Genomic DNA, 26,231 nt, shown 5'->3' with positions numbered 1-26,231 from the left:
GGACTCCAAAGCTAGGGGGCCATGGTCAGCCAGTCCGGGAAGCCTGACGGATCGTGCCGGCCCAGCGCGCCGTGCTCGAACAGACCCCAGCCTTCGGCCGGTGGCTTTGTGCCCTCATGGCACACCGCGCGGCCGACATGGTCGATGACGCCGAAGCCGGAGCGGGCGATGATCCCGGGGTCGGTCATGTCGTAGGTGAGCCGTTCGGTGAACTTGCCGCCCTTCCACGTGCCATGCAGCCAGTCGGAGTCGCCGCCGTAGCCGCCGCCCACGTGAATCGGCACAGGCAGCTTGGATTCCACATCGAAGCGGACAGGCGTGCCGTCCAGCGCCGTCGCCTCGATGGTGGCCCCGGTGGGGATGCGGGTACCGGAGACGTAGTGGATCTTCACGCGCGGCCAGCCCAGCTGCTCAACCCGGCCGTCCTTCCAGACGCGGGTGCAGTCGTTGAGCGAGCGGAAGCCGTCGGGGGCCTCCTGGATGATCATCACGAGCGAGAACTCCTCGAACGCGAGCGGCACGTACAGCCACCACATGCCCTCGAACGGCGGATCGGCCGGCCGGCCGGCGGGCTCGGCCTCACCGACCGGGCGGATACCCCAAGAGCGGTCCCTCGAGCCGATCCACGTGTCGGGGCTGACCTTGATCTCTTGGCCATCGATGGCGAGAGAGCCACTCCAGGAACCCAATTGGGCGAAGCGCTGAGCATTCAGTGTCACTCGGTTGCCCTGGCGCATGAGGTGCGGCTGCTCCTGCACGACATCGAACAGGCCGTTCCAGGTCAGGTCGGCAGCGATGCCCTCGGTCTCGTCGAGCACGATGCGTACCTTGTGCAGCGGCTCGGTGACCTCGATGCGGTAGCCCACGACGTGCTGGTTCAGCCGGTCCTGGTCGATGGCGTCGGACAGGTGCACGGCGGTCTGGGTATCACCGCGGCGGACCAGGAAGTAGGCGTCCTTGACCCCGAGGTTGGGGTAGTAGCCCATGCCGGTAATGACGAAGATGTCGCCGGTGCGGTCGTGGGCGTTGAAGTAACAGCGGTCGTAGAAGTTCCGGTCGCTGGTTCCCGGCCAGGCGATGGGCTGGGGGACCTGGTGGATCGGATATTCGTCCATGGGGCCGAGCATTTAGGCGGTTCCTTCCAGGAGCTTCTCCAGCAGTGACTTGTGGTAAAAGAGCGACTCGATGTCGTCGGGCGGTTCCATCTCGCCGAAGTGCACCCGTCGCGCACCGGTGCGCATGAACACGCAACACCAGACCGCGGCGGAGTAGATGTAAAACCAGTGCAGGTCGCCGACCTCGACGCCGGTGAGGCCCTCGTAGGTGGCGCGCACGTCCTCTTCGCGCAGCACGTCCGGCAGGCCGGGCAGCCCGGCCAGGCCGCACAGTTCCTGGAACACCTTGTGTGCGAAGATGATCCACGACACGTCGAACTCGCGCGGGCCGACCGTCGCCATCTCCCAGTCCAGTACCGCGGACGGCCGGAAGTCCTGGTACATCACGTTGCCGATGCGCGAATCACCCCACACCAGAACCGATTCCGACGCCGCCACGTCCTCGGGGAAGTTCTCCTCCAGCCAGACGAGAGCACGCTCGACCAACGGCGACCGGCCGAGGCCCGACGCCGCGAACTGGTACCAGTCCTTCAGCCAGCCGAAGTGGCGGCGCAGTGCGGTGTCGCCGGGTGGGTCGATCTCTTGGAGGAAACCGAAGGTCTTGTCGGCGTCGGGGATCGCGTGCAGCTTGGCGATGGCCTCGACGGTGCTGTCCTGCAGCGTGCGCTGCTGCTGCGGGGTGGCGTCGGCGAACCAGTTGCCGCCGAAGGTGTACGGCATCACGTCCGGCGGGACCACGCCGTCGACGCAGTCCATCAGGAAGAACGGGGAACCGAGCACCTCACCGGTGTTCTCCAGCCAGCGGACGCGGGGGACCGGGACGTCGGTGAGCTCGGCGGCCAGGCGCATGACATCGAACTGGTGGTCCAGACGGTAGGACGAGAAGACGGGCACATCCTCGGTGGTCGGCGCGACCCGAGCGACCCACTTCTGCTCCACCGGCGTGCCGTCCTCGGTCCAGCGGCCCGTGAGAATGATTGTCTCGGAGGACATTCCGTTGGAGTCCACACCGCTCTCGACCGTGATGTCAGGTTTGATGCCGCCTTCCATCACGGTGGACAGCCACTGTGACAGGATGTCCGGAACTGTTGTCACGTCGCGGCTGGAGCGCTGAATATGATCGACGTTCGTTTCGACCGTGACGGAGCCTTCCGCCGGTTGGTTCGGCACTGAACCTTCCTTCCCGAGGTAATTACGATACGATGCGTAGCGTTATGAAATCAGACCTGCAACCGCTTGACAAGCCCTCTGGCGCAGGGCGTCCTCGTGATCCGCGGATCGATGCCGCGGTGCTGGCTGCCGCCGCCGCACTGCTGCCTGAGGTGGGCTACGCCAACCTCACGATGGCGGCGATCGCCGAACGCGCGGGAACCACGAAGACGGCGCTGTACCGCCGCTGGTCGAGCAAGGCCGAGTTGGTGCACGAAGCGGCGTTCCCGACGACCCCGACCGCGCTCGCCACCCCGGAAGGGGACATCGTCGGCGACATCCGCGCCATGATCGCGGCAGCGCGCGACGTGTTCACCAGCCCCGCCGTCCGGGCCGCGCTTCCGGGGCTGATGGCGGACATGAGCGCCGACGAGGAGCTCAACGCGCGGGTCGTCGCACGCTTCCACGGGCTGTTCGACGTGGTGCGGGTCCGGCTGGAGCACGGCATCGAGCGCGGCGAGGTCCAGGCTGACGTCAAGCCCGAGCGGCTAATCGAAATCATCGGTGGCGCAACGATGTTGCGGATGCTGCTGCATCCGGAGAGCGAACTCGACGAGTTGTGGGTCGATGAGACGGCGGCCATCGTGACGCACGGTGTGATCAACGGAGATTGACGGTTCGCCTGGAAGTCTCGTATCGAATCCCAGGCCGCGCAGTGGAGTCCAGCCGAGAAGGCGCTGTGGCGATCTTAACGGGGCGAGTGGTCCGATCGCGGCCAGACCGGAGGCGCACCCGAACACTGCGGCGGTGCCCTCGCTACGAGGGTGCCGAGCGAGACGAAGTAGCCAATCGTGATGTGCCGTCGATCGAGACTCGTTGCCACCTGGCCTTCCTACTTCGGATTTCAGGCTGTCTCGATGTTGGCCAATTCGCCGACGTCTCGCTATCAACCGCGGCAAATGGGAATCGATCTGTTGCGCTGCGGACCTAGACGATCCGCGTCACGCCTTGCCGATGGCGGTGCGAAACTCAGCAACGATGGGTGGTTCTTGCCCACCTGAGGTGAGCGCGGCGGCCTCGGCATCGCTTAGGCGGATATCGCCCAATCGTGCCGCGAGGATGAAATGGATGTTGAGGTCTTTCGAGTACTGCGTCGTGAATATATAGGTAGCATTCTCCGACAAAATGGGATCGCTGTTCATCAGGCATTGCTTGCCGAACACAGACCCGCCGATTTGGCTTACTGTTACAGTGCCGGCCAGGTTCCCCTTGAGGTTCTGAATAACCTTAACGTCGAACAGTGAGTAGAGTTCCCTGTCTTCGACGTGCTGGCCCGTCTTTCTGTCAACATGACCGACGAAAACGTTGTCGGCGATGTTGACAAACGACTTCCGGTCTAGCATTTCCGGCTTGTACATCGCTTCGCGGGTGCATTTAGCGGTGACTTCCGCTGCCGTCTCACGTACCGTATCGCAGCCAGCCGCCAGGGCAGCGAGCACGGTCATGCTCGCGACCATGTAAGGAAGCTTTCGTCTGTTGCGTGTCATCGCGTCCTTCTGGGTTTAGCCTACGGCCAGATGAGGTTAAACATCTTGACGTCCATCGGTTCGGGCCCAATGCTCACGAACGGCTTGTTCAGACCGTAGTTCATCAGAGCGCCCCTGCAACTGTGGTCGAGTCCGAGGGCATGGCCGATTTCGTGAGCGAATACCGAAACACGCTGCACCGACGTCATGCTATCCAAGGCCTTGGCGTTGGTCGTGATGGAGTCTTGGAAGCCGAGCCAATCAAAGGCCTGGTCCCAAGTCGCCAAAGAGGAGCTGTTTCCCCCCACCCAACCTTTGTCACTGGGATGCCACTGGTCTACGACCGTCAAATTTGCACCTTTGTTCTCGCCGACCTCTACGAACTGGACTTTCGATTCTCCGACCATGTATTTCCAGTTGCTGATGGCCGTTCGAAAGTCATCAGTCCACTTTGTGTGCACCTCGTAGATCAGCTTCCTATCCTTTACGGAGTTCGTCCCGCTTCCATGTAGTCGGAATGGCTCAGGGTCCTTGATGGTTACGTCTCCGGCACCGTCGGTAGACACGTTGCCCTGACAATACTTGTCGTTGTCCTGGTCCGACTCACTCGAATCCCGAGAATTGTGAGTCTGGTTGCTGTCCTGGTTGCTCTGGGTATTGCCTTGATTGCCCTGGCTGGGTTCTTGCGATTGTTGGTTCGGGCTCGACTGCGATGGGGGCTGCTGTTGTGGAGCTTGACCGTTGGCGGGCTGCTGTCCCGCTGCCTGGTTATCACTCTGCACTAGCTGTGACGGCGCTTGCTGTGGGGCCGTTGGCGCCGGCTGCGGGGTTTGCAACGTGGCGTCATAGTCCGGGGGCTGGGTCCCGTTGGCGGGTTGGAGTTGTTGCGGATAGTTGGGGGCCTGGTTGTATCCGCCCTGATTGCCGCCCGGGGCTTGCGCTCCGGTTTGGTAGATATCGATTCCCCAGGACTGGTCCGGCGCAGGATACGAGCCACTGTTGTAAGCGCCTGGGCCGCTGGGCATTTCGGGTGGCTGCATGGGGAACGGCGGTTCACCCATACCGCCACCGGAGCCGCCGCCGGTGGGACCAGTCGGTGCTGGCTGGGCAGCAGCCTGCGGAATCGTATCGAGCGAGTTTGGCGAAGTGACCGTGACCGTGACGCCGGCGGCCACGACGGCGCACACCGCCCCGATCGCCGACCAACGCCGCCACTGACCCAAGATCAGTGGCCGCGCGCTCGGTACTGCCGGCAGCAGTAGCTCGTTCCCGGCCCGTCGCCGTCGTGGCTTGCCCCGGTCACAATGTTAGTCACTGTCTGGCCGTCCTTCCGGCGAGCAGGTCATCCAGTTGGAAACTGGCCAATGCTGTTGCGTTAGGGCGCGTGATCCGGTCATTCCGGTCCGCCGGCCATGGTGGCCTTGGCCCAGTCGACTTCGTCGGACGCGGAGCGGATGCAGGCGTCGTAGTCGTCGCCGGTTTGGCCGAACACCGTCACGCAGGAGATGGACATATGCGCGAGTAGGCGGTCGTTGCAGGAGTCCACCGACGTCCGGGTGGGAGTGCTTGCGAGACAAAGCTGTTGGGTTTGGCAGGCGGCCACGAAGTTCGCCGCACGTCCGTCGCTGCTGGTGTAGGTGTCGGGGCCGCCTTGGCAGTGCCCGGAGTGGCGCTGCGCATAGACGGTGGGGTCAACGCCGTCGGGTCGGTGCGCGCCGGTCGGGTCGGTCACGTACCCGCTGGGAACTGGGGGAGTGACCGCGGCGGCGGGTGTTCCGGGCGGCAGACCGGCCCAGTTCGGGGCCGGCGCGCCCGTGGTTGCGGCGTCGGAGGCTCGGTACGAAAGGGTGATGGTGACGGGGAACGCGAAAATGCTTGTCGGGCCGAGATCGATGGTGAGGTTGGATTGTCCGGGTGGGAAGCCCGGTCCGAGCGTGGGTGTGACCCCGACCAGGGCTTGGTTGGCGTCGGTGGCGGCAGGGATGCTGAAAGTGCCGATGACGCGGGCCGGATTGCCTGGTGCGGCATCGGTTTCCACCAGCACCACGTTGTTACCTTGCCGAAGATGCGTGGCTGCGGGCATCTTCACACCAAAGGGGATCATGGACGCGGAGAACACCGACTTGCGGGTGACAGTGATGTCGACCCCACCGCCGGCGTACGGGATAACCTGGTAGTCAACGTCGCCCGAGCCGTAGACGGCGCCGCCGCCGGGTAGCCAGGCGGCCGGGCCAAGGGTCACCTCGCCGGGAAGGTGGATCGCGATCTGCCGGTTGGGGTGGGCGGTGGGTGCGAAGATGCCGTCTTTGGCCCACATTGGCACCGTCGCCGCGCCGCGTTCGACCTGGGCGGCCAGGGGGCGTTCCATACCGGCGGTTTCGCCTTGGGGAGTGGTGGACGAAACCCTGGCGCCGCCAATCGGATTCACCCGTGCGGGGTCTTCGGGCATGGGCCGCGGCACCGGCACCGGTACGGGGGGCGGTGCCGGTGCCACGGGGTCCGCGCCGGCGGTGCCGGCGACGCTGACGGCACCACCGACGCTGGTCATGGTGAGCAACACCGCCACGGTGACCGCTGCCCGACGACTACCGGACCGCCGCTGGTGTCCCGAACGCATTGCGGTTGCCACGATCACAGGTCCTTGGGTTCGCCGTAGAGGGTTTGGGTGTCGTTGCCGTTGTCGGTGCGCACCCGGATGGTGGTGTAGGACTGGATTTTCACCTGGCCACCACAGCCGTCGGCTTCGATGTTCTGATCCCGCAGGTTGGACACCGCGTGCATGCTGCGCAAGCTGATCCGGTCCATCGGAACTTGAGCCAGTCCACCGGGTTTGAGGAGCACCCGGATGTAGCCGCCGAGGTGTTCTTGTACCCCGAGGGTGGCGCCGGCCGAGGCGCCGGCGAAACCACCTCCGCCGCCGCCTCCGCCACCGGCGCCGCCTTGGCCCTGCCCGTAGCCGCCGCCGTACACCTGGCCGTTGATCTGCTGATACGGGTTGATGCCGATATCGGCACCGACCTCCACTCCGGGAGAGGAGTCGGTGCGGCACCCCACGAAGTACCCGGATTCGAGTTGGGCGTCCTGAATCACCGCGCCGCCGGTACCGGTGATGCGGGCTTCGGAGCGTAGCGTCACGCGTGCCTGCCAGGAGTTCGATGCCCCGGCCAGGTTGTCGATGTGGTTGATCACCTCGTTGGTGGTGTTCACGTCCACCACCCAGCCGTCATCGGTGACGAACTGCGTCCACCGATCCGGCATCGGTTGCGGGTCGGCGGCCGCAGTGCCGGCCGCCCACACGCACGAGGTTACCGATACAGCGAACACTATGGCCGTCGCGGCATTACGCCGCGACGGCCCTTGACGGCCGAGCATGCACAAATCCCCCCCTGTGACGACCAGTTTTAAGCCCCCCGGCTTGCATGGTCTTTCACCGATGTTGCGAACTGTGGCATATGCGGACTGATACGTCAACCGGTAGCTTGGGTGGGGATGGCGAGCAAACCACCTACGTCAGCTAAAGAACGGTGGGGTGTGCTACTGCTAGCTGGGAAATGGTGACCGAGGCGTTGGGGGTGTCGATGGCAGGCGGATCGATTTCTGGGTCGGCGGGTATGGGATGAATGAAATCTTGGCGCGAGCCGGCATGTTCCAAGACGTGGGGCCAGACGCTCTGGCCGCAGCGATCGCGCAACTTGAGTGGGTTTCGTTTCCCCAACGGCACAACGTGTTTCGCGAAGGAGATGCCGGGGACCGGCTGTATATCATCACCGCCGGCCGAGTGAAAGTCGCCTGCACAACGCGACACTCGGATAGCCTGATCGCCGTCCTTGGACCCTCCGAGGTTTTCGGTGAACTCGCCCTGCTCGACCCGGGTCCGCGCACATCCACCGTCACCACAATTACCGCTGTGCGCGCCGCGACGATGACCCGTGCCGCACTGCTGGCCTGGATACACCAGGAGCCCCACGCTGCCGAACAGATGCTTCGCGTGCTGGCACGGCGGCTGCGCCGAACCAACAACAAGCTGTGCGATCAGACGTTCAACGACGTCCCCGGGCGCCTGGCCACGTTGCTACTGGACCTGGCGAACCGATTCGGCGAATCGGACAACGGGACACTGCGCATCGACCATCAGCTCAACCAGAACGAACTTGCTCAGCTCGCCGGCTCAACCCGCGAATCAGCCAACAAGGCTCTTGCTTCGTTCGTCGATCGAGGCTGGATCCGTGTGCAAGGCAAGACGATCAGCATTGTCGATCCCGCGGCACTGGCCAAGCGCGCGAGATGATCTCCCGCGGATAATCACCAAACGGAGGACCCCTGCCTGCGGGGAAGGCGGATCCCATTGCCTGAGTGCCTTCGCTATTGACGCCTTCGCGCAGATGTTCTTTCGGACCTATCGCGTTTTGTGGGCCAGATCACCGTTCGGTTCTGCCGCTGATTCCCGACTACACCTTGCACAGACTCGTCATCGGTGACGAGTGTGGTCGGTCTTTTGGACAGGGGGATGTGGTCATGGGTGGTTTCTTGCCGGCAAAGGTGACGCCCGCGCTGCGGGCCGTGGGACCGTGCGAGAGCTGACCTCATGGCCGAAGTATCACCCGATCGACCCGCCGGGCCGGACACTCATCAGGATTGGGCGCCATACTCCGACATGGCACAAGCGGCGGAGGCGTACCTGCGAGACCCTGGGATCGCGGTGGACGCGTTGTACCGCGTGATGGATCCGACGGCGATCAAGGCATTCGTCATGGAACGCACGCTCGAACACGAGGATTCACGCGAATCGTTGTACCAGGAAGTCGCTGTGACCGACGGCCGGACATTGCTGCTGTGGATGGGTGACGACGAACTCACCGACGACGACGATCCCGAGCCCGGCGCACCCTTGCTGACATCCACGCTGCGCTCGATTCCCTTGTCCGCGTTGACCGACCGCAATCTCAAGGTTGGGTATCGCATCGATCACAGTGGCGGACGGTCCCTGCACAGTGTCGAACTGCGGCTGGTGACCACGACGGCCGACTACACGCTCGCCAAGACCCCTTCGAAGACCGAGGCCTTCAGTGAAGAACTGCTATTCACGAAGTCTGTCACGGACGGCGGACGAGCACAGATGGAACGGCTGATTCAATTCGGAAGGGCGATCGCCGCACATGGCTGATTGGGCATCGCACAGGCATCTTGAGCATGCGGTAATGCTCGGCATCCGCAACCCCGAAGCGGCACTGAACAATTTGCGCCCTTTCATCAACTTCGACGCCGCCTACTCATTCGTGCTTACGGAGCGTCCGACGTGGCAAGAGGTTGCGGCGACCGACGGTCGGCGTTTGATCTTGTGGCACGGCTCTGACACAGAATGCGCCGGTCACGACGATCGGTTGCCGCACCCGATGTTCCAGTCCTCAGTGCGGACCGTACTGCTCTCGCGGCTCAGCGATCAGGCCTTGCACACCGACTACGACGTCCTGCCCGACGGTTCTCACGAGTTGGTATCGGTGCGCCTGCGGCTGTATACGCCGACAGTCAACAGCACAACCCGAACCACTCCAGAGGACAGTCAGCACTACGTTGAGTGCTATCTCTTCGATAAGACCGCAGACGACGGTCAGGACGAAATGGGCCGACTTCTCGAATTTGCGGCCGCGCTATCGATTTCGACCAATGTGTGACTGGTCTTCAGACGTGAGAGGAACCGCCGGCGCGATGATCGATCCCAATACACAACATGGTGACCTCGCGGAGTTCATCCGGGAGCAGCTCGTCACCTACCACTCGCAATTGCCAAGAGAATTGGTGGACGCGGCCGCGCGCGGTGAGGAAACCGCCGCGCGGGAAGGCTTTGAGCGCACCGAAGTTCTCTTGGGTGAACAGATCGTGGCCGCAGCCAGAAACAGTGGCCTCACGGCGCAATGGTCCGGTTCACGACACGAACGCGTCTGCTTGCAGATTCGCGATTGGCGAAAGCCGCTGTCGTCAAGAGCTGCGTGATGCTACCGACTTCATCTGAGTGGAATAGGGGGACAAAGTGTTTCGTGACGTGCCGCGGGTTCTGCGGTGTTTCGCATCAATACCAATGCTGTTCTGGGCGACAATCACGGATGCCGCCGGTAAACCGGCAGGAAAAACAGGTGACCGGCGAAGTCTTCAGGATCCTGGGCAGTACTACGCCGACGATCCATGGGTGGATTGAGCGGCATTGACCATCGGCCGGCATAAGGCGGAAAGTGGAGACATGGCCGTGCGGACGGCAACGAACAAGCTGCTGTGCGACGTCTTGATCGCACCTGATGGCTACATGGTTGTCATCGAAGATGCTGGGGCAAAGGGGATTACAGGTACCTACGTACACCCCGATATCGATCCCGAGCCCGCGACGGTGCAGCGGGCACTGTGGGTGCGGACGATGAGTGCCCACGAGTGTGACGTCGTCGGCCGGAAGATTCGGGTTCGCGTGCTCTCTGGTTCGGACACCGGCGGACTCGGTATCCGAGCATTTGATGGCCACCTCAACATCGCCAGCGGACTGTTGGCCATCGGCGAGCGCCGTAACCCCGACCGTCAATTGCTGGTCGGCCCATCGGCTGTCATTGGCGTGAGCGTGTTCGTGGGCAACGACATCGACGCCATCTGTTTCGACGACTCCGGCGTCAGCTACCCAACGTCGGGCCCTAGCGAGGTCACCCTGCTGCTGCACGGAGATAGCTGGCACACCTACACATTGCGCAACACGGTCGACCGGTGGCGACTGCGGTGCTAGCAGTTCTGTGACACGTGAGCCTGATAGTGATGCAGGGCGATGGTGACAGCCATGGCTGAGTTTGGCGTCTTGCTGCGGTCGGTGGTGACAGCGGACGTTCACCGTGGCTGGACCGGGCTGCCCCGGGGACGGGGCCGGTACTTACTGGCTGCCGTTCACCTTGACGCCCATGTAGTCGCGGCTGGCGTGGACCTACGGGGGTGGATGAAGACTCCTTCTGCACGGACCGTCGTACCGCCCGGCGTCGCGATATGCCCCACCGCAAAGGTTTTCGCTCCCTCCACGCGGTCGACGTGAGCTGCGATCCGCACAGGTCCCAGTGCCGTACCCTTCTCGTAGCGGATCGTCAGCGTGCCGGTGACTGCAGGCTGGCCGGGTTTATGCGCGGTAGCACCCAAGACGTGGTCGAGTAACAAGGCACAGACACCCCCATGGACCTGGCCACTGGGTCCTTCGTACGCTGCGCCCAAAGTGGTTTCGGCCCAGACCGTTCCGTCGTCGTCATGATGAACGTCCAACGGGGGAGCGAGGGCGTTCCGCAATCCGATAACCGCGTTGCCCCAAGCGAGTGTTGCTCCACTGATCTCCTGCTGGACGCCGAATGACCCCGGAATTAGCGCGCGGCCGAGTTCAGCTGCGGCAGCGTCGATTTTGGCACGGGCCGATTCGATGGTCGCGGCATCACATTGGCTGCGAATAGTGAAATCGACCAGTCGACGGACCGAGTCCGTGAGCGACTTGTAGAGCGCCTCGGGGACGTGGGTTCCAATAGTCTCGGCCATCCGGGCTAGCTCGCCGGTTCCGGCTGCGCAGCATGGATGCCAGTGCAGGCATGGCCGAGGTCACCGTCCAGCTGCTGAAATCGTCGTGGCCGGTTCGTGCCTGGCAGCAGGGCTGCGCCGAGTCCCATGGCTCTCCTTCGTCCGCTTCTGGCCTCGGAACCACTGTCGGTCGGCCTGGATTCGTCGGCAAGGCAAAATCCCGGTTAGCGGTCGAGGTGCGGCGTCTGGGCAGGACCGATTGTTAACCTAAGGGTGTGGGAGAACCCGAGACGTCAGACATACCTTCGCTGCCCGCGATCAATTGGGCCTTGCTGGGCATGCTGTCGTACGAGCGGGAACTGTCGGGGTATGACATCCGTAAGTGGATTCACTGGAGCATGCGCTTCTTTTTCGGAAGCCCCGCCTACAGCCAGATTTATGCAGAGCTGAAGAAGCTCGAAAAGCTCGGGTTGCTGAGTTCGCGAGTCGAGGGCAAAGGCGCTCGTTACCGGCGACTCTACAAAATCACCGACCAAGGGTTGGATGCGGTTTCCCGGTGGGCCAAGGAAGCGCCGATTGAGCCGCCAACCTTGAAACATCCAGCGATCCTGCGCGTGATGTTGGGGCACCTCAGCGATCCGGCCGCGCTCAAACAGCTTCTGCACGAACACGTGGCGCAGATCGACCAGTTGCAGCGCGAAGCCGCCGCGGAAGCAAAGTGGGCCGGCGCTGATCCCTCGTGGGGGTACGCCAAACTTGCCTTGATTTGGGCGGACCGTTACTACACGTCGGAGCGGGAGCTTGCCCTGAACCTGATCAAGGATCTGGAGGAGGCGGAGGCGACCCTGCCGAACACGAGCAAGGGCGCCGCAATCGCGTGGCCCGATCTCAGCTTTTGGTACGAGATCGAACGCAGGGCGGCCGCCGAAGACGCAGGCGACTGAGGTACGGGCACTTCACCGCTTCGGTGCCGCGAGTCTCCTCTGCGCGGCGTGCTGAGCGGCGATATGGCCGAAAACCAGGCCTTGTGCGATGGTCGCGCCGGCACCCGGATACGTGCGGCCGAACGCGTTGGCGGCGGTGTTCCCGATTGCGTACAGGCCATCGATAACGGTGCCGTCCTCACGTAGCACCCGCGCGTGGCTGTCGGCGAGCAGGCCGCCGCAGGTGCCGAGATCGCTGAGCACCATTTTCACGGCATAGAACGGACCGTTGATCAGTGGACGCAGATTGGGGCTCGGCGTGATCGTCGGGTCGCCGTAGTAGCGGTCGTAGGCACTGCGGCCGCGACCGAAATCGGGGTCCTCGCCCGCGAACGCGTTCTCGTTGAACCGGTCCACCGCCGTACGGAAGTTGCCGGCCGGAACGTTGATTTGGCTGGCGAGATCGGTGAGATTCTCTGCACGAAAGGCGATTCCGGCGTCATACCAGCGCTGGGGGATTGGCATCCGGGGAAACAGCTCCGCGGCGAAGACGTAACTGTTGCGGTACTGCTGGTCGAACACGATCCACATCGACTCAACCGGGGTGCCCGCAGCCTCCAGCTCCAGCACCCGCTGACCGAAGCTCATGTAGTCCGCCGATTCATTGGCGAAACGGCGACCGGTCTGATCGACGATGAATGATCCGGGCAGAGAGCGTTCAGCCAGCATCACCGCGGGAGTCGCTCCAGGTAGCGGAGCCACAGCGGGAAACCACCACGATTGATCCATCAAGGCGATGCCGGCGCCGACCTCCTGGCCTATCCGGATGGCGTCGCCGGTGTTGGACCGTGCACCCAGACTGAGATTGTGGCCAAGGGATTCGGACTGGAACTTCCACCGCATGTCCATGTCATGGTCAAATCCGCCCGCAGCAAGCACGACGCCGTGCCGCGCGGTGATCGTGAACGCGGCATCTGCATGCGCGACTGTCGCGCCGACCACCCGGCCGGCGTCATCGGTGACGAGACCGGTCAGCGAGGTGTCCAGCCAGATGGGAATGCCGGCGCGAATTGCTCCTGTGAACAGGGCCGCGGCCAAGGCCTGCCCGCCCGCGGCGTAGCGGCGACCCAACGCGAGTCCGCCGAGTCCCTGAGCGAGTCGCTTGATGACGGTGGGTAGCCCTTTGCGTGGAATCCTGCTCATCAGGTTCAACCAGCGGTAGTCCGCCCCGGTTGTCGGCATCGGAATGCTGACTTCCATCACCCCAGGCCGCAGGTCCGCCAGGTACTCACCCAGAAGCGCGGTGTTCAGCGGGCGGCATTCGCACGTGCGGCCGGCGGCTGAACCTCCCGGTGCCTCGGGGTGGTAGTCGGAGTACTCCTTGGCCCAGAACAGCTTCATCGGAGTGGTCCGGCGCAGCATGTCGACCGTCGCCGGCAGTTGGCTTAGATAGGCGGTCGAACGGTCCTGTGGGGCTGACTCACCAACCACCGCATCGAGGTAGGTGCTCGCCCGATGTGCTGTGTCGACGCCGCCGCACTCTTCGATGACGGGGCTCGCGGGCAACCACAGGGCACCGCCGGAGCGGGCCGTTGAACCGCCTACGTATGACGACTTTTCGATCACGAGTACCGACAAGCCCTGCTCATGCGCGGCGAGAGCGGCGCCGAGGCCGGTGCCGGACCCCACAACAAGAAGGTCGACCTCGGTGTCCGCGATGGTCAGACCAGCGGGGATTGTCGTGTGCGTCGAGTCGGTCACGGTCAACGACATTAAAACTACAGGGACACATTTCTCGCCGGGAAATTCCTGTCAGCGGGAAGGACGATCTCGCTGCGTGCGGCTGGCACAGTTCAATGATGTTGTCACGATGGCGATTTCACCAATTGAAGGACGGACCGAAAGATGACAGCCCAACCTGAAACCGACGATGTCCGGTTGATCGAAGCTGGCTCGGTGCCGACCAGGTTTGCCAGAGGCTGGCACTGCCTGGGACTCATCCGTGATTTCGCCGACGGAGAACCGCACCAGATCAACGCCTTTGGGCAGAAGCTGGTGGTGTTCAGTGGCCAGGACGGCGCCATCAATGTGTTGGACGGATACTGCCGGCACATGGGTGGCGATCTGTCGCAGGGCAGCGTGAAGGGCAATGAGATCGCGTGCCCGTTCCACGATTGGCGCTGGGGCGGGGACGGTCGGTGCAAGCTGGTTCCCTACGCCAAGCGCACACCGCGGCTGGCCCGAACCGCAGCTTGGCCCACGTTGCAGCAGGACGGCATGCTGTTCGTCTGGAATGACCCGGAGCACAACGAGCCGCCACAGGATGTGACCATCCCCCGCATCGAGGGCGCCACCAGCGACAGTTGGACCGACTGGCACTGGTACACCACGGTGGTGCATACCAACTGCCGCGAGATCATCGACAACGTGGTCGACATGGCGCATTTCTTCTACATCCACGGCTCGATGCCCACGCACTTCAAGAACATTTTTGAAGGTCACGTCGCGACCCAATACATGAGAAGCGCTGGACGGCCCGATCTTGGCGACCCTGACGGGGGCGTGAAGATTCTCGGGACGACCTCCCTGGCTGCCTATCACGGACCGTCATTCATGGTCGATGACCTCACCTACCACTACGAAGACTTCGATCAGCGCACGGTGTTGATCAACTGCCACTATCCGATCGACGAGAATTCCTTTGCGCTGCAGTACGGCATCGTTGTGGAGAAGAATCCGTCGCTGCCGGACGAACTCGCCGTCCAGACTGCTGTTGCCCTGGGCGATTTCGTCAAGATGGGGTTTGAGCAGGACGTCGAAATCTGGCGCAGCAAGACCCGCATCGACAATCCACTGCTGGTTGAAGAAGACGGCCCGGTGTACCAGCTGCGGCGCTGGTACGAACAGTTCTATGTCGATGCCGCCGATGTCACGCCGGACATGGTCGACCGGTTCGAGTTCGAGCTGGACACGGCTCGGCCCCGGGAAGCGTGGATGAAAGAGGTCGAGGCCAATGTGGCTGCGCGGGCCGCGACGGCCGATTCGATGAAGTGACGACGGCGGTCCGGTACGGCAACCGCGTCGACGAGACTCCGATGGTGCCGGTGAACTGCCGGCGGTGCGGAGCTGCCGTGCGCGCAGGAACACTGCCGGTCGTCGACGGCACCGACTCCGACTATGGAGGAATTGGGCTGCGCCGTAAGTCACGGCGCAGCCCAACGGTTCCTATTTGGACTTCCTATTTGGACACTGTCACGTCCATGAGCGGGATCCGTTCCATCGCGGTAACCCGTGGATCTGGCGCAGCCGCCGCAGCCGAGTGGTTCTCTTCGCCTCGGGTGTACGTCCACACGCAGAACGGTTCACCCTGGGCGAATTTGAAGTCCTTGGGTGGCAAGTTGATCGCCAGCTTGCAGCCGGGAAAGAACGGTGCCGAGATACGTTGCTCGAACGTGCAGTTCATCCATGCGCGCGCCGGGGGGTAGAGGCCCTCGTCGGTGTACTTCTGCAGCACTTCACAGCGGCGCATGTTGAGCACGACGTGATCCGGGTTGTAGACGATGTATTCGCCGCCGTAGCCCAGGGTGCCATCGATGCTCAACACCGCCAGTTTCAGGAAGTCGACCACATGCACTGGCTCGATCTTGAGGACCTTTGCCAGTTTTGGGTACTGGTAGTCGATGATGAGCTGGTACATGTCGGGCAGCCCGAGCCATACCTCTTCCTCGGGAATGATCTTCGTCCATTGGTCGATGAGGTAGTTGTGCCCCTTGAGGTACTGATCCCAGTAGGTCTTGATCAGGCGGATCAGAGCCGGCTTCGTGAGGTCTTCGGTCTGGACGTCGAACGGAATCACTTGGTATTGCGCTTCTTTCCAATCCCAACCGGGAGGAGCGATGAAACGTCCCATGGGCATGACCTGGCGCATCCCAGCCCGCGAGACCTCGGCGGTCACGTCCATCGCGGCATTGATACCAACCTTTTCCGAATAGATCTTCACATGCGCATACGGCATGAAGTTCAGAACATCCTCAAAAACGCGTGCCAGACCGAGCAGGAAGTCGCGAGAGAAGTCCTGGATGTTGCCGACCTTGCCCATGAAGTCGTGGGTGTAGTCGTCATAGTTCAATTCCTCGGTCTCCGTGGTGGTTTCCTCGGGTTCGGCGGTCATGGTTCCTCCTCAGTGGGCTGTGCTGCGTGAGCATCAATAGGCGCGGGACGAGCCAACTGTTTCGCGGCTGGTGACGCGGCGGTATCCCGCTGTCAGATTCAGCAGGAATGGCAGAATCTGACACGTTTAACGGTAATGTTTGGGAGAGGTACGTCACTACCGGATTCCCTGTCACCGGGATGGCAATGACGTTGGCTGTGGGCTGACCCGGTGGATAGCGAATGCGATGAACTGGCTGTTCAGAGAGGGGATGAGGATTCATGCGAGCTGAGCGCAGGCCGGCGACGCTGACGGAGCGACGTGCCGAAGAGCTCCGATTGGATATCGCCATTGCCGCGCGTGACATCTTCCTCGCGGATGGGTCGACGTCTGCAACGGTGGAGCGCATCTGCCGGGCCGTCGGTATCGCGCCGAGGACTTTTCATCGGCATTTTCCGGTCAAAGAAGACGTCGTGATGCCGCTGTTCCGTCAGTTCGGCACGCTCAGCGTCGAGGTTTTGGCCGGCGCTCCACCAGACGGCGATGTCGTGGACATCCTCGTGGAGGCATTCAGCACCGAGGTGCCCAGACGCGGACAAGTCGAGTTCGACCGCACGTTCATGGCGCTGGTGGTCAGTGCACCTCAGTATCGGTTGCGCTGGCTGGACTGGGGGCAAGAACTGGTGGGGCCGATCACCGAGTTTCTCGATACTCGGGTCGGGCTGGCTGATGATCCGTTGACGCGAGAGTTACCGGCGCAGTTGATCATTCAGGCGTGCCGCCACGCATACCTGCAATGGGTGGCCCATGGTGACTTCGGTAGCCTGCATTCGGTGTTGCGGACCGGAATGAGCATGGTGGTAGGGGCCTTGCCGGGAGCTGACCCGATATCTTGACCGACTCGTTCGGTTGGCACAGACGCAGCACGCCGGGTCTGCACAGAATCCTGTGCAGACCCGGCGTGCAACTACTTGTCGAAGACGGTGTGCCTGAGGGTTAGTCAGGGCGACTACGCGTGCGCGCCTCCGTCGACGCGGATTTCGGTGCCGGTGATGAATGCGCCGTCGTCGGACGCGACCATGGCGATCACCGAAGCAACCGCACTCGGATCGCCGAGGACAGCGTTGTCGCGGCCGTGCAACAGCGGTGTCTGTTTGGTCCACAGTCCCAAGTCGTAGCCTTCGGGCATCTTCTCGAGTGTGCTGTTGGCCAATGCCGTGGAGACACCGCCTGGCTGGATGTTCACCGCGCGCAGGCCCTGTTTCGAGTACTCCAGAGCGAGCGAGTGGGTGAAGCTGAGGACCGCGCCCTTACTGGCGGCGTAAGCAGCCATATGGGGGTGGGCGAACGTCGCCGCGGTGGAGGTGAAATTCACCACCACGCCTCTGCCCGATTCCAGTAGTGACGGTAGGGCCTGACGCGTCATCAGAAAGGTGCCGGTGAGATTGACTGCGAGCGTGCGGTTCCAGTCCGCCAGCGTGGTCTCGTGGGTGTGCGAGCAGGTCTGTATTGCTGCGACGTTGACCAATACGTCGAGCCCACCCAACTCGGCCACCGCACTGTCGACGGCGGCGATGACGGTGTCCTCGTCCGAGATGTCGACTGTTGTGGTTGTCAGGCGCTTTGCCGTGCCGGCATTTTCAGCGGCGGCAGCCGTGGCAGCCAGTCCGCCGGCAGAGATGTCGTAGGCCACCACGGTGGCACCCTCATCGAGTAGCCGCGCGGTCGTGGCCGCGCCAATACCTGATCCCGCGCCTGTCACGATGACGCGACGGTCAGTGAAACGATTCATTTTGCAGTGCCTTTCGCGGTCTATGCGAGTTGGAACGCGCTGACCGGCGCTTCTTCCGGGTAGGTCGTCGGGGCGCCCAAGTCGTAGGCTGCGTTGAGTGCGCCGATGAATGCGGCGTCGTGGAGGGGTTCGCTGGGGACATCGATTTTGATGCCCTTGCCCTTGAGATCATCGACCATCATGCCGATCGCGCGTTCGATCGTGATGTCGTCGGAGCCGTCCATGTTCTTCTTGAGTTCGTCGTAGTCCGAGAACACTTCGGCGGACCAGTGCACCAGGAACCTCAGCTCGTCGGTGTGATGACGACCGATGACATCCTCACCGTTCTTCAGCAGCCATTGATCACGGTCGGCGGGGTCTCCGGTGAACACTGTGTCGAAGGAGAGCCCGGCGGGAACCTGTTGCGCCAGCGGTCCGTTGGCCTCTCCACGGTGCATCATCATTTCGTTCTGAACAACCACACCCCGGTTGTTGATCGGCGGCAGTACCCGTCCGGGCGCCTTGAGCGGTCCGTCGGGCCAATACGTGAATCCCGATTGCGTGTCGAGGGAGAACCAGGTGATGACCTGCGCCATTTTGATGAGGTAGTCGGTGAACAGCCCTGATTTGCCCATCACGCTGCACAGCCAGGTGGGTGCGTTCTCGTAGCGCACGCCACGGAAACTCGGGGAGTCCAGATGGCCGGGGTCGCGGTTGGCGCACGGCCCATTGATGTTGAACAACATCATCTGCGGTTTGGCGTATTCAGCGTTCCAGTAGCTCTTGGCCTGTTCGATGAAGGCGCTGTTGTAGAAGCAGTCGTGCAGTTCCGGGTACAGGACGGCACCGTAGTTGGCGAGATAGCCCCGGAACGTCGGAGTGAGAAACAGGTCCAATGAGGGGGTGAAACCTTCCGGGAACGCCCCGCTCATGGTCGCTATCAATTCGTCCGCGGAAGCGAAGTGCTGCGCGATGATCAGCTTCCACGGACCCTGGTCGTGAACAACGTCGAGCAGTCGCCGCCGCTGGTCGGGGGTGTAGACATCGGTGATTTCGCGCGGGGGAGCGGCGGGACGTAGGACGTCGGACAGCTCGCGTCGACGCTCATCGGTCAGCATGGTGTTCTCCTTCGGTGGTGAGTGTGTCGACTGTCGACGTTGGGACAGAAGCGCTTTGAATGAGGGGCCCGTTGGTGGATCGGCCGGTGACGCACGGGTGAGCGAACTTTGCGCGCACCAGTGCGCCGACCTCAGCCATGGCGAGCCGGCCGCGTGCGGTCGCATCCGATCGCATCAAGAACCCGTGGTACATCCCGGGATACCGGGTGTGGGTGGTCTGCACTCCGGCCTGGCGTAGTCGATCGGCGTAGCGCTCGCCCCAGTCTCGGATGGGGTCGCATTCGCCGGTGACCACTATTGCCTGCGGCAGGTCGCTCAGGTCGGTTGCATAGGCCGGCACCTGATAGTGCGAATGCGGCCAATCGCCACTGCGGTCCACCAGCTCGTGCATGTAGGCGATGTCGTCGTGGCGCAGCAACGGTGCGTCGGGCATCGCGGTGATCGATGGTGCGCCCATGTCGCGATCCAGGCCAGGGTAGAGGAGGACCTGCACGGATATCTGCGGCCCGGCATGGTCCCGCGCCGCCAAAGCCACTGCGGCGGCCAGGGATCCGCCCGCACTGTCGCCGGCCACCCCCAACCTTTCGGCGTCCAGATCGAGATCGTTGGCGTTGGCCGCGATCCATTCCGTCGCGGCATAGGCGTCGTCGAACTGAGCGGGTGGTGGTGACTCCGGCGCCAGGCGGTACTCGACGGCTGCGACGGCGGCTCCGCTGGCGTAGGCCAGTTCTCGCGCCAACGGCTCGAACGAGTGGTTGGAGCCCATGACGAGTCCGCCGCCGTGGAAGTAGACCAGGACGGGCAGACGTTCCTCGGTGCTGGGCCGGTACAGGCGGACCGAAAGGGAGCCGGCAGGGCCCGGTGCCGTGAGGTTCTCTGTGCTGGCCATGGCCGGCATGTCAGGCAGTGGTGCGGATTCGATACCGGCGCGGACGGCCGGCAGGCCGCGGGTGCGCATCGGTGCGATGTCTCCGAATGATGCGACCCTGGCCGCAGCATCGTGATCGAGTTGTGGTGTGGGCATCTCAGTTGTGGGTGGGATCGAACCGGCGATGTTCGCGCAGTTGAGGCGCCTGCTGGCTGGTCAGTACTCGGGCACGTTCGGACATCGCCGCGCCGACGTAGTCCGGTTGGGTGATGAGATAGAAGCGGCCCTCGGCCGCTTGGTCAAAGATCACCTGTGCAGCGGCGAGGGGGGCCATTGCGGCTGCTTTGATATCGAGCATCGCTGCGCGTTGCCCTTCGGCAGCGTCCGTATTTCCGGTGTCCACCCCGCCTGCGGATTCGAAGATGTTCGAGACAACGGCTCCAGGCAGGACGGCCTGGACGTGGATGTGATGAGCATGTCCTGCCGCCTGTACCTCCAAGCTCAGGCATTCGGTCAGCGCCAGCACGGCATGCTTGCTCATGATGTATGGCGCCTGCAGGGGAACCACTGCAACCCCGCCGATCGATGACAGATTCCACACCCACGCGGGCGCGTCGCTAGACATCATTCGCGGAAGAAACGCACGAATGCCGTGGAAGACGCCGTTGATGTTGACGTCGACGATCCGGTGCCAGTTCGCCAGCGGCGTGTCCCACAGATAGCCGAATTGCTCCACTCCTGCGTTGTTGACCAGCAGCCGTACGGCACCGAATTCGTCAAAGACCCTGTCGGCCAGCCGCTTTACTGCCGCGGCATCACGAACGTCGCAGACTGCGTCGACGGCAGTTCCCCCCGCGGCGCAGATCTCGTCACGCAAGGCTGCAATGGCGGCGATGTCGATGTCAGCCAACACCACCGTCATACCCAACTGACTGGCGTGACGCGCCAGGCCGGCGCCGATGCCGGCGCCGGCGCCGGTGATGACGGCAACTCCACCTCCGAAGGTTGAGCTGGCAGTCATGCCGATTGCCCGCTGCTGGCAGCGACCTCAGCCGCGTGCTCGGCGAACGGGACCGAGTCCTCTGCGTCGAGCACCACCTTCATGGATGCGAACACCAAGCCAGCACCTTCGCGCCGGATGCCGGCATCGACGACACCGCTGGATACCGCGAACGGGACGTTATTGGTGATCTGGTTGACGTACAGGTAGAACCGCACCATGGTGACCTCACCCTCGGTGCCGGTCCGGAAAATGTTGGTCGCGTGGTGCCGGCACGGGTAGGGGTTCTCATTGCGATGCGCGGTCATCCAGGCCATAGTCTCTGCGCCACCGTGTAATTCAGCTGCCAACAGATGTTCGAACGGGCAGTTACCCGAATCCGAACGACTCAGGTACTCCATCTCGTCGCCGAAACGCGCGGCCACCTCGGCGAAGTTTCCCTGGTCGTAGTGAAACCAAAATTCGGCGATGAATTCTTGGGCCTCAGGCAGGCTGATCAGGATGCTCATAGCGGTCAAGTCAACTCGTCGGAGTTGTTCGTCACAGCGCCCGTGACCGGTCACCGGAATAATGGCTCTGCCCGAAGTACGATCAGTGCCGACGAGCAATGTTCAGTCGTTTCTCCGTTGTCTTTCAGTCGGTTTGAGGCGTTGGTGGGTGATGAGCTAGTCGGTACCGGTGATCAACGCCCACAGGCCTGCGCTACCCGCCTCCGCCGCCGCGGCCGCGACCTTTCGGTCCCAGAAATGCACAGAACCGCTTTCTGACCGCCAGGCCAGCGCCGCGCGGGTCCACTCGTGCAGGCGGTGTTCACGTGTCGTCCCGATCGCGCCGTGCACCTGGTGGGCATTGCGGGTCACGACCGAGGCTGCATGCCCGGCGCAGGATCGTGCGACTGCGATCTGAAAGTCCAGATGGCCTGTTCGCCATCCGGTTTCGAGCGCATTGTGCAGTGCCGCTTCGGTGGCCGAGCGGGCGACGGCTGCCTCGGCGGCAGCATCGGCGATCAGGTTCTGGATCGCCTGGAACTTGGCGAGCGGACGGCCGAATTGGACGCGCGACGTCACGTGCTCAACCGATGCCGCGATCGCGCAATCCAATGCGGCACAAACCTGAATGGCCCGGACCAACGCAGCCTTGCGCGTCAGTTCGGCAACCAATCCTGGCTCTACAGCGTGTCCGGGCCAGCTGGACAAATCAATGCTGACGGTGTCACGCGGTTCGCCGATCAGGTTCTGTCCTGGGGCGATGGCGATCTCCGCGGCATCGATGTCGGCGACGCGGTAGCCGTCGTCACTGCGCCAGACGGTGACGATCCGGTCGGCCGAGCCGGCCCACGGTGTCAGCGCCTGGGGCCGGCCGGGGCTTGGCACCATGTGGACGGTGCGGACAGCGTCATCGACTTCCTGCCCGACGGCTTCCAACAGCCAGCACGCCAAGAGATCATGTTCAGCCAACGGCAGCCGTACCCCGTGACGTACTGCGGCGGTGACTAATTCGGTCGATTCGCGCCAGCTCGCGCCACTGCCGCCGAATTGTTCCGATCCGGTCAGCCGCACCAGCCCGAGCTCATCGAGCCGATGCCACAACGTGCGGTCACACTCGACTCGTGCATCCGCCGGCCCGGAATCGTGCGATGACCGATAGTCGGCGAAGACGGCTTCCATCATGTCGATCAGATCGCGATCCACCGTCGGCGTATTCGTCCGCACTCCGGTTCCGTTCATCGCAGCCCCAATCCCCGCGCAATGACTCCGCGCAGTACCTCGTTTGTTCCGCCGCGCAGGGTGAATCCCGGGCGTTGGTCGACCGCATGGGTGACCAGATCGGCCCACGACGATTCGACTGCGCTCTCATCACCGGTGCGCAGGTCGGCGTAGTCGGCGATGTCGCCCTCGACCGTGGTGCCGAGAACCTTGACCACGGCCGCAGATACATCGGCGGCTTCGCCGCGTTGTAGCGCTTCTGCCACTGCCGTCGAGGTGTGATGCAGACCAGCGATACGTGCCACCAACCGGCCCATCTCGACGTCGCGCGAAACACTTTGTGGAGCATGCTGTTCGAGCGTCGCGGCCAGGAGGGGAAAGGTCGACAGGAACCGTTCAGGGCCACTTCGTTCGAAACTCAATTCCGAGGTAACCTGCGTCCAGCCCTGCCCGATTTCACCGAAGACCATCGAGTCGGGCACAAACACCTCGTCGAGGATGACCTCGTTGAAGTGATGCCCACCGTTCATCGAGATGATGGGCCGAACGTCCACACCCCCGGCAGCCAAGTCGACGATGAACTGACTGAGCCCCGCGTGCCGATGCGCCGAGTCCACCGGTGCGGTGCGGGCCAATACGATGAACGCGTGCGCGTGGTGCGCTCCCGAGGTCCATACCTTGGTCCCGGTTACCGACCAGCCTCCGTCGACACGGACCGCTCGGGTGCGAACGCTCGCGAGATCGGATCCTGAGTCGGGCTCGCTCATTCCGATGCCGCAGAAACACTCACCGCTGACGATGCGGGGCAGGAACTCGTGCTTCTGCTCTTCGGTGCCGTACTTGAGAAGCGAAGGCACAATCTGGCGGTCGGCGATCCAATGTGCGGCCACCGGCGCACCGGCGGCCAGCAGTTCCTCGGTGACCACGAATCGGTCGTGAAACGAACGGCCGTGCCCGCCATAGCATTCGGGAACCGTCATGCCCAACCAGCCTTGTCGTGCCAGCGAGCGGGTGAAGTTCTCGTCCCGGCCGCACAACCACGCGTCGACCGACGGCGTGTAGGCGCCCGCAGCCAATTGCTCGGCCAGGAACGCCCGGACCTGGGTGCGCAACGCATCAGCCACCGGGTTTGAGCTGCTCGCCGGCGGCACCAGTCGCCTCAGCGCGGTAGTCATGAGGTCTTCCACTTTGCGATGCGATCTTGGTGCGCGGTGTCGTGGTGAGCCAACGGCTGCATGGCTGCGGCCATACTGAGAGTTGATTCCAATGTGCCGGTGATGGATTCCTGCAGCAGCCGTTTGGCCATGCGCAGCGCATGCGGGGGATTGGCGGCGATGCGTTCGGCCAGCACGTGCGCGTCGGCAAGAAGATCGTCATGGGCCACAACGCGGCTGACCAGGCCCCACTCCAGCGCGGTTGCGGCATTGATGCGATCACCGGTGAAGGTGAGCTCGGCGGCGCGGGAGTACCCGATGGCCCGCGGCAGAAACCAGGTGCCGCCGTCGCCGGGAATCAAGCCGAGTTGCACGAAACTCTCTGCGAATGATGCCCGCTCCGATGCGATACGGATGTCACACATCATCGCCAGGTCGCAGCCGGCGCCGATCGCGGCACCGTTCACCGCCGCGATGATGGGGACTTCGAGCCGGCTCATCGCGCGTGGGATGCGTTGGATGCCGTCGATGTAGGCCCGACGCTGGTCGATGGGATCGAGGCCGAACATGCCGCGGCGGTCGGCCATCTCCTTGACGTTGCCGCCGGCGGAAAAGATCTTGCCGCTGCCCGTGAGGATGATTGCCCGAACTGCGTTGTCGCGGTTGGCGGCGTCGATATTCGCTTCGAACTCGGCGACCACATCCGGGCCGGATATGGCGTTACCTGCCTCCGGGAGATTGATCGTCCAGAGCTGGATCGAGCCGTTGGTACTGACGTCGACAGGCGCTTTCACGGCCGCTCCTTGAGCTGAAGGGACTTCGTTTGCAGATACTCCTCGAAACCGAATCGCCCGAGCTCACGGCCGATTCCCGACCTCTTGTAGCCACCGAATGGCGCTGCGGGGTTGTACGGGCCGCCGTTGATGTCGACCTGTCCGGTCTGAATCTGGCGGGCGAACGCGATCGCGGTGTCGTCGTCAGCGGCCCATACCGCCCCCGACAGACCGTAGGGGGTGCCATTGGCGATGCGCAGCGCGTCGTCTGTGTCGGTGTAGGGGATGACGGCCAGCACGGGTCCGAAAACTTCTTCTTGTCCGAGTTCGGATTCCGGGTCCACGTTGGCGAATACCGTTGGTGCGAGGAAGAACCCGACGTCACGCACCCGCTCGGAGCCGCCGGTCAGCAACCGCGCGCCATCACGCTGCGCACGGTCGATGAATCCACGCACTGTCTCGAACTGGGATTGTGAGGCGGACGGGCCGATCCGGGTGCCCGGGTCCCATGGATCGCCGACGGTGTAGCGACTCACTGCGGATTCGATCAATTCGAGCGCTTCGCTGTAGCGCGTCTGCGGCACAAGCATTCGGGTCCACGCCATGCAGGTCTGGCCGCCGTTCAGGAACGCATTGCCGACCCCAACTTTCACGGCGGTGGCCAGGTCGGCGCCGTCGAGGATCACGTTGGCCGATTTTCCGCCCAGTTCGAGGGCCACCTTCTTGACAGACTGGCCCGCCAATTCGCCGACGCGGGACCCGACCCCCGTGGACCCGGTGAACGACACGAAATCGACATCCGGGTGGCTGGCGAGGCGCTCACCGATCACCTGTCCAGGACCGGAGACGATGTTGATCACCCCGGGAGGCAGGCCTGCCTCCTCGCAAGCTTCGATGAAGGCGAACACCGACAGCGGTGCCTCATTGCTCGGTTTGAGCACGACGGTGCAGCCCGCAGCGATGGCCGGAAGCACTTTGGCGACCACCTGATACAGCGGATAGTTCCACGGGGTGATGGCGCCGACGACTCCGTACGGTTCGCGCAGCACAAGTGAATTGCCCACGCGCTCTTCGAATTCGAAGGTTTCCAGGACGTCGGCAAAACCGTTGGCGACGGCGAGCGGCACCTGGGTTTGCACTGTCTGCGCGATGCGTGCCGGGGCGCCCATCTCGGCGGTGATGAGGTTGGCGATGTCCGGCAGGCGCTTTTCCATTGCGTCGATCACCCGGCGCAGCCGCTGCCGTCGCTCTTGGACAGTGATCGCCGGGTCGAACGCGCGGCGTGCTGCCGCGACCGCCGCGTCGACATCGGCTTCATCACCGCTCGGGACATGGCCGATCACCGCCTCGGTGGCCGGGTCGACGACATCGATGACACCGCTTCCGGAGGGTGCTACCCAGTGGCCGTCGATGAACAGCTCGGAACGTTGATGAGTGTGCATATTCGTCCTTTGTGA

27 protein-coding genes are annotated in these 26,231 nt (G+C 63.2%); 9 read left to right on the top strand and 18 right to left on the bottom strand.

Annotated elements, in window-relative coordinates; genetic code table 11:
• Nucleotides 1-11: 11 nt before the first annotated feature.
• Together ACX12F_RS19505 and ACX12F_RS19500 are read right to left on the bottom strand one after the other, a co-directional pair.
• On the bottom strand, nucleotides 12-1,127 hold the full coding sequence (locus tag ACX12F_RS19505) for an Rv3169 family protein (RefSeq protein WP_459366131.1): 1,116 nt from the start codon (nucleotides 1,125-1,127) through the stop codon (nucleotides 12-14).
• Nucleotides 1,128-2,285 (bottom strand): phosphotransferase family protein, encoded by a 1,158-nt coding sequence (locus tag ACX12F_RS19500; protein ID WP_459366130.1) that lies wholly within the window; start codon nucleotides 2,283-2,285, stop codon nucleotides 1,128-1,130.
• A gap of 44 nt (nucleotides 2,286-2,329) precedes the next feature.
• On the opposite strand from ACX12F_RS19500, the gene ACX12F_RS19495 reads away from it, so the two are divergent.
• Nucleotides 2,330-2,938, top strand: coding sequence for a TetR/AcrR family transcriptional regulator (locus ACX12F_RS19495; RefSeq protein ID WP_459366129.1), 609 nt, complete (start codon nucleotides 2,330-2,332; stop codon nucleotides 2,936-2,938).
• Nucleotides 2,939-3,265: 327 nt separating this feature from the next.
• Here ACX12F_RS19495 and ACX12F_RS19490 read toward each other — a convergent pair whose 3' ends face one another.
• The 4 genes from ACX12F_RS19490 to ACX12F_RS19475 form a co-directional block, all read right to left on the bottom strand.
• Entirely contained in the window at nucleotides 3,266-3,769 is a 504-nt protein-coding gene (locus ACX12F_RS19490) for a hypothetical protein (protein ID WP_459366128.1), read from the bottom strand.
• A 62-nt stretch (nucleotides 3,770-3,831) separates the two neighbouring features.
• Entirely contained in the window at nucleotides 3,832-4,965 is a 1,134-nt protein-coding gene (locus ACX12F_RS19485) for a matrixin family metalloprotease (RefSeq protein WP_459366127.1), read from the bottom strand.
• Nucleotides 4,966-5,183: 218 nt separating this feature from the next.
• Nucleotides 5,184-6,419, bottom strand: a complete 1,236-nt coding sequence (locus ACX12F_RS19480; protein WP_459366126.1) for a hypothetical protein — start codon at nucleotides 6,417-6,419, stop codon at nucleotides 5,184-5,186.
• 2 nt (nucleotides 6,420-6,421) lie between these two features.
• Nucleotides 6,422-7,048: an MspA family porin gene (locus tag ACX12F_RS19475; RefSeq protein WP_138231645.1), complete on the bottom strand. Its 627-nt coding sequence runs from the start codon at nucleotides 7,046-7,048 to the stop codon at nucleotides 6,422-6,424.
• A 358-nt stretch (nucleotides 7,049-7,406) separates the two neighbouring features.
• Between ACX12F_RS19475 and ACX12F_RS19470 the strand changes: the two genes are divergently transcribed.
• The 5 genes from ACX12F_RS19470 (at nucleotide 7,407) to ACX12F_RS19450 (ending at nucleotide 10,550) form a co-directional block, all read left to right on the top strand.
• Nucleotides 7,407-8,078 carry a Crp/Fnr family transcriptional regulator gene (locus tag ACX12F_RS19470; RefSeq protein ID WP_459366125.1) on the top strand — a complete coding sequence of 224 codons (672 nt, stop codon included), beginning with the start codon at nucleotides 7,407-7,409 and terminating at the stop codon, nucleotides 8,076-8,078.
• A 297-nt stretch (nucleotides 8,079-8,375) separates the two neighbouring features.
• Nucleotides 8,376-8,954, top strand: coding sequence for a hypothetical protein (locus ACX12F_RS19465; protein WP_459366124.1), 579 nt, complete (start codon nucleotides 8,376-8,378; stop codon nucleotides 8,952-8,954).
• A gap of 34 nt (nucleotides 8,955-8,988) precedes the next feature.
• Nucleotides 8,989-9,462: a hypothetical protein gene (locus tag ACX12F_RS19460; RefSeq protein ID WP_459366123.1), complete on the top strand. Its 474-nt coding sequence runs from the start codon at nucleotides 8,989-8,991 to the stop codon at nucleotides 9,460-9,462.
• A 34-nt stretch (nucleotides 9,463-9,496) separates the two neighbouring features.
• Nucleotides 9,497-9,781, top strand: a complete 285-nt coding sequence (locus ACX12F_RS19455; RefSeq protein ID WP_459366122.1) for a hypothetical protein — start codon at nucleotides 9,497-9,499, stop codon at nucleotides 9,779-9,781.
• Between the two features lie 244 nt (nucleotides 9,782-10,025).
• Nucleotides 10,026-10,550, top strand: coding sequence for a hypothetical protein (locus tag ACX12F_RS19450; RefSeq protein ID WP_459366121.1), 525 nt, complete (start codon nucleotides 10,026-10,028; stop codon nucleotides 10,548-10,550).
• Between the two features lie 155 nt (nucleotides 10,551-10,705).
• On the opposite strand, the gene ACX12F_RS19445 is transcribed toward ACX12F_RS19450, so the two are convergent.
• Nucleotides 10,706-11,332, bottom strand: coding sequence for a PaaI family thioesterase (locus tag ACX12F_RS19445; RefSeq protein WP_459366120.1), 627 nt, complete (start codon nucleotides 11,330-11,332; stop codon nucleotides 10,706-10,708).
• A gap of 254 nt (nucleotides 11,333-11,586) precedes the next feature.
• Here ACX12F_RS19445 and ACX12F_RS19440 point away from each other — a divergent pair, with 254 nt between their 5' ends.
• The gene (locus tag ACX12F_RS19440; protein WP_459366119.1) at nucleotides 11,587-12,255 is read left to right on the top strand and encodes a helix-turn-helix transcriptional regulator; all 669 of its coding nucleotides are present in this window, start codon (nucleotides 11,587-11,589) and stop codon (nucleotides 12,253-12,255) included.
• A gap of 12 nt (nucleotides 12,256-12,267) precedes the next feature.
• On the opposite strand, the gene ACX12F_RS19435 is transcribed toward ACX12F_RS19440, so the two are convergent.
• Nucleotides 12,268-14,007, bottom strand: a complete 1,740-nt coding sequence (locus ACX12F_RS19435) for a 3-ketosteroid-delta-1-dehydrogenase (RefSeq protein ID WP_459366118.1) — start codon at nucleotides 14,005-14,007, stop codon at nucleotides 12,268-12,270.
• A 132-nt stretch (nucleotides 14,008-14,139) separates the two neighbouring features.
• Between ACX12F_RS19435 and ACX12F_RS19430 the strand changes: the two genes are divergently transcribed.
• Nucleotides 14,140-15,288, top strand: coding sequence for a 3-ketosteroid-9-alpha-monooxygenase, oxygenase component (locus ACX12F_RS19430; RefSeq protein ID WP_459366117.1), 1,149 nt, complete (start codon nucleotides 14,140-14,142; stop codon nucleotides 15,286-15,288).
• 184 nt (nucleotides 15,289-15,472) lie between these two features.
• Here ACX12F_RS19430 and ACX12F_RS19425 read toward each other — a convergent pair whose 3' ends face one another.
• Nucleotides 15,473-16,405, bottom strand: a complete 933-nt coding sequence (locus tag ACX12F_RS19425) for a hypothetical protein (protein WP_459366116.1) — start codon at nucleotides 16,403-16,405, stop codon at nucleotides 15,473-15,475.
• 260 nt (nucleotides 16,406-16,665) lie between these two features.
• Here ACX12F_RS19425 and ACX12F_RS19420 point away from each other — a divergent pair, with 260 nt between their 5' ends.
• Nucleotides 16,666-17,280 (top strand): TetR/AcrR family transcriptional regulator, encoded by a 615-nt coding sequence (locus ACX12F_RS19420; RefSeq protein ID WP_459366115.1) that lies wholly within the window; start codon nucleotides 16,666-16,668, stop codon nucleotides 17,278-17,280.
• 113 nt (nucleotides 17,281-17,393) lie between these two features.
• On the opposite strand, the gene ACX12F_RS19415 is transcribed toward ACX12F_RS19420, so the two are convergent.
• The 9 genes from ACX12F_RS19415 to ACX12F_RS19375 form a co-directional block, all read right to left on the bottom strand.
• Nucleotides 17,394-18,176: an SDR family NAD(P)-dependent oxidoreductase gene (locus tag ACX12F_RS19415; protein ID WP_459366114.1), complete on the bottom strand. Its 783-nt coding sequence runs from the start codon at nucleotides 18,174-18,176 to the stop codon at nucleotides 17,394-17,396.
• Nucleotides 18,177-18,196: 20 nt separating this feature from the next.
• The gene (locus ACX12F_RS19410) at nucleotides 18,197-19,273 is read right to left on the bottom strand and encodes a hypothetical protein (protein WP_459366113.1); all 1,077 of its coding nucleotides are present in this window, start codon (nucleotides 19,271-19,273) and stop codon (nucleotides 18,197-18,199) included.
• A complete protein-coding gene (locus ACX12F_RS19405; RefSeq protein ID WP_459366112.1) occupies nucleotides 19,260-20,297 on the bottom strand; it encodes an alpha/beta hydrolase in 1,038 nt (345 codons plus the stop codon). Before ACX12F_RS19405 ends, ACX12F_RS19410 begins: the two co-directional genes overlap by 14 nt.
• 1 nt (nucleotide 20,298) lies before the next feature.
• Complete coding sequence (locus ACX12F_RS19400) at nucleotides 20,299-21,162, bottom strand: SDR family oxidoreductase (protein ID WP_459366111.1); 864 nt, start codon at nucleotides 21,160-21,162, stop codon at nucleotides 20,299-20,301.
• Nucleotides 21,159-21,650: a nuclear transport factor 2 family protein gene (locus ACX12F_RS19395; RefSeq protein WP_459366110.1), complete on the bottom strand. Its 492-nt coding sequence runs from the start codon at nucleotides 21,648-21,650 to the stop codon at nucleotides 21,159-21,161. The genes ACX12F_RS19400 and ACX12F_RS19395 overlap by 4 nt, the downstream gene beginning before the upstream one ends.
• A 156-nt stretch (nucleotides 21,651-21,806) precedes the next feature.
• Entirely contained in the window at nucleotides 21,807-22,868 is a 1,062-nt protein-coding gene (locus tag ACX12F_RS19390) for an acyl-CoA dehydrogenase family protein (RefSeq protein WP_459366109.1), read from the bottom strand.
• Nucleotides 22,865-24,022: an acyl-CoA dehydrogenase family protein gene (locus tag ACX12F_RS19385; RefSeq protein WP_459366108.1), complete on the bottom strand. Its 1,158-nt coding sequence runs from the start codon at nucleotides 24,020-24,022 to the stop codon at nucleotides 22,865-22,867. The genes ACX12F_RS19390 and ACX12F_RS19385 overlap by 4 nt, the downstream gene beginning before the upstream one ends.
• A complete protein-coding gene (locus ACX12F_RS19380) occupies nucleotides 24,019-24,795 on the bottom strand; it encodes a crotonase/enoyl-CoA hydratase family protein (RefSeq protein WP_459366107.1) in 777 nt (258 codons plus the stop codon). Before ACX12F_RS19380 ends, ACX12F_RS19385 begins: the two co-directional genes overlap by 4 nt.
• On the bottom strand, nucleotides 24,792-26,216 hold the full coding sequence (locus ACX12F_RS19375; protein ID WP_459366106.1) for an aldehyde dehydrogenase family protein: 1,425 nt from the start codon (nucleotides 26,214-26,216) through the stop codon (nucleotides 24,792-24,794). The genes ACX12F_RS19380 and ACX12F_RS19375 overlap by 4 nt, the downstream gene beginning before the upstream one ends.
• Nucleotides 26,217-26,231: the final 15 nt, after the last annotated feature.

The organism is Mycolicibacterium sp. HS_4_1 (genome assembly GCF_054515875.1).
The sequence above is the reverse complement of the archived record's forward strand: the minus strand, read 5'-3'. Positions and strand labels throughout refer to the sequence as shown.

Excerpts from the sequence above, each read along its gene's own strand:
- ACX12F_RS19415 (WP_459366114.1), bottom strand. The coding sequence starts at position 18,176 with ATGAATCGTTTCACTGACCGTCGCGTCATCGTGACAGGCGCGGGATCA.
- ACX12F_RS19460 (WP_459366123.1), top strand. The coding sequence starts at position 8,989 with ATGCTCGGCATCCGCAACCCCGAAGCGGCACTGAACAATTTGCGCCCT.
- ACX12F_RS19465 (WP_459366124.1), top strand. The coding sequence starts at position 8,376 with ATGGCCGAAGTATCACCCGATCGACCCGCCGGGCCGGACACTCATCAG.
- ACX12F_RS19405 (WP_459366112.1), bottom strand. The coding sequence starts at position 20,297 with ATGCCCACACCACAACTCGATCACGATGCTGCGGCCAGGGTCGCATCA.
- ACX12F_RS19475 (WP_138231645.1), bottom strand. The coding sequence starts at position 7,048 with ATGCCGGATCGGTGGACGCAGTTCGTCACCGATGACGGCTGGGTGGTG.
- ACX12F_RS19410 (WP_459366113.1), bottom strand. The coding sequence starts at position 19,273 with ATGCTGACCGATGAGCGTCGACGCGAGCTGTCCGACGTCCTACGTCCC.
- ACX12F_RS19495 (WP_459366129.1), top strand. The coding sequence starts at position 2,330 with ATGAAATCAGACCTGCAACCGCTTGACAAGCCCTCTGGCGCAGGGCGT.
- ACX12F_RS19450 (WP_459366121.1), top strand. The coding sequence starts at position 10,026 with ATGGCCGTGCGGACGGCAACGAACAAGCTGCTGTGCGACGTCTTGATC.
- ACX12F_RS19395 (WP_459366110.1), bottom strand. The coding sequence starts at position 21,650 with ATGAGCATCCTGATCAGCCTGCCTGAGGCCCAAGAATTCATCGCCGAA.
- ACX12F_RS19375 (WP_459366106.1), bottom strand. The coding sequence starts at position 26,216 with ATGCACACTCATCAACGTTCCGAGCTGTTCATCGACGGCCACTGGGTA.
- ACX12F_RS19385 (WP_459366108.1), bottom strand. The coding sequence starts at position 24,022 with ATGACTACCGCGCTGAGGCGACTGGTGCCGCCGGCGAGCAGCTCAAAC.
- ACX12F_RS19445 (WP_459366120.1), bottom strand. The coding sequence starts at position 11,332 with ATGGCCGAGACTATTGGAACCCACGTCCCCGAGGCGCTCTACAAGTCG.
- ACX12F_RS19425 (WP_459366116.1), bottom strand. The coding sequence starts at position 16,405 with ATGACCGCCGAACCCGAGGAAACCACCACGGAGACCGAGGAATTGAAC.
- ACX12F_RS19430 (WP_459366117.1), top strand. The coding sequence starts at position 14,140 with ATGACAGCCCAACCTGAAACCGACGATGTCCGGTTGATCGAAGCTGGC.
- ACX12F_RS19420 (WP_459366115.1), top strand. The coding sequence starts at position 16,666 with ATGCGAGCTGAGCGCAGGCCGGCGACGCTGACGGAGCGACGTGCCGAA.
- ACX12F_RS19470 (WP_459366125.1), top strand. The coding sequence starts at position 7,407 with ATGAATGAAATCTTGGCGCGAGCCGGCATGTTCCAAGACGTGGGGCCA.
- ACX12F_RS19490 (WP_459366128.1), bottom strand. The coding sequence starts at position 3,769 with ATGACCGTGCTCGCTGCCCTGGCGGCTGGCTGCGATACGGTACGTGAG.
- ACX12F_RS19455 (WP_459366122.1), top strand. The coding sequence starts at position 9,497 with ATGATCGATCCCAATACACAACATGGTGACCTCGCGGAGTTCATCCGG.
- ACX12F_RS19435 (WP_459366118.1), bottom strand. The coding sequence starts at position 14,007 with ATGTCGTTGACCGTGACCGACTCGACGCACACGACAATCCCCGCTGGT.
- ACX12F_RS19505 (WP_459366131.1), bottom strand. The coding sequence starts at position 1,127 with ATGCTCGGCCCCATGGACGAATATCCGATCCACCAGGTCCCCCAGCCC.
- ACX12F_RS19390 (WP_459366109.1), bottom strand. The coding sequence starts at position 22,868 with ATGAACGGAACCGGAGTGCGGACGAATACGCCGACGGTGGATCGCGAT.
- ACX12F_RS19400 (WP_459366111.1), bottom strand. The coding sequence starts at position 21,162 with ATGACTGCCAGCTCAACCTTCGGAGGTGGAGTTGCCGTCATCACCGGC.